The 1,343-nt window shown below is 76.4% G+C and carries 2 protein-coding genes and 1 pseudogene; 2 read left to right on the top strand and 1 reads right to left on the bottom strand.

Translation table 11 applies throughout. From position 1 onward, the window contains the following. A pseudogene (locus ACVNF4_RS36110) lies at nucleotides 1-156 on the top strand (glutamate racemase); the annotation flags it as partial. Between the two features lie 88 nt (nucleotides 157-244). After that, on the top strand, nucleotides 245-790 hold the full coding sequence (locus tag ACVNF4_RS36105) for a hypothetical protein (RefSeq protein ID WP_461807047.1): 546 nt from the start codon (nucleotides 245-247) through the stop codon (nucleotides 788-790). Nucleotides 791-824: 34 nt separating this feature from the next. Here the strand turns inward: ACVNF4_RS36105 and ACVNF4_RS36100 are convergent. After that, the coding region (locus tag ACVNF4_RS36100; RefSeq protein ID WP_461807046.1) for an O-antigen ligase family protein at nucleotides 825-1,343 on the bottom strand (519 nt) is incomplete at its 5' end.

Below are 1,343 nucleotides of genomic sequence, written 5' to 3'. Positions count from 1 at the left end.
CAGGCGCTGCGCCGCATCGGCGCCGCACCCGCATCCGGCACGCCCGCCACCGGCGGCCTGACCGTCCTCCTCAACGGCCGCGAAGGCGTCCTCCCGGACGCCGCGTTCGCCTACGCGGAGGGACGCGCCCTCCCGGTCCCGACAGCGGCCTCCTAGAAGCGCCGGCCGCGTACGCCCCCCACCCGGAGCAGCCACTCTGTGGGACGCCCTCCCCGACGGGCGAAACGTGAGTAACCTCGTAGACATGAGGGACCACCCCCGCGACGAGAAGACCCCGCTCCCGGACGTGTGGACCGGACGGGCCACGAACCGCTTCCAGTGGCTGCCCGCGCTCGCCGGCGCCGCCTGCCTGGCGCTCGGCATCGAACTGGCCGTGGACTCCGCCTGGACGTCCGGCGTGGCCGCGCTCGCGATGTCCGTGGTCGGCTGCATCGCCGCCGGTCTCCTCGTCCTCTTCGGCACCCTCGCCTTCCTCCACGTCGGCCTCAGAGTCGACCGCGACTGCCTGGAGGTGCGCTGCGGCCACATGGGGCTGCCGCGCCGCCGCATCCCCCTCGCCGAGGTCGCCGACGCCGCCTTCGACCCCCACGTCACGCCCCGGCACTGGGGCGGCTGGGGCTACCGGTGGCGCCCCGAGAAGGGCACCGCCGTCGTCGTCCGCCGCGGCGAAGGAGTCGTGCTGCGGCTGTGGGACGGGCACACGTTCACGATCACCGTGGACGACGCGGAGGCGGCCGTACGGGTCATCAGGGACCGGCTGCGGCCGGTGGGCCCCGGGGTGGCGCACTGACGGTTGTCGAGAGGTACGTGCGCGTGGGGTGACCTCAGCGCGCGGCGTCCCCCTCGTACGACCGCACCACCCCGCCCGGCCCCCGCGCCCCCTCCGGCAGCGGGCGGGCCGTCGCCACGCCCGCCAGGAGACCCGCGCCCACCGAGACGGTCGTGAAGCTGAGGACGTTGCCGACGAGGGCGAGGGCGGCCAGCGCGGTGAGGGCGGCGCCCGCCGTGAGGACGACCGGGGTGGGACGCGGGGAGCGCCACAGGGCGTGCAGGAGCCAGGCGAAGGCGACGGCCAGCAGGAGGACGCCGACGACACCCTGTTCGGCGGCCAGTTGCAGGGGCGCGGAGTGGGGGCGGCCGTCGGAGAGGGGCGCTGTCGCGGCCGTCGCGCTCAGGTCGCCGAAGCTGCCGGGACCCGTGCCGAGGCCCGGGTGCCGCTCGGCCAGGTCCAGCGCCTCGTGCCACAAGGCGATCCGGTGCGAGGTGAGCGGCCCCGAGAGGGCCTCGGCCGGTCCGCCGCGCACCGCGCCCGCGGCGACCGCCCAGGTCAGCCCGGTCAGCAG

Source organism: Streptomyces sp. S6, from assembly GCF_054880855.1.
Note: the sequence above shows the minus strand (reverse complement) of the source record. Positions and strands in the feature narration are given on the sequence as shown.

Bases quoted from the DNA above. Each gene is read 5' to 3' on its own strand.
- ACVNF4_RS36105 (WP_461807047.1), top strand. From the start codon at position 245: ATGAGGGACCACCCCCGCGACGAGAAGACCCCGCTCCCGGACGTGTGG.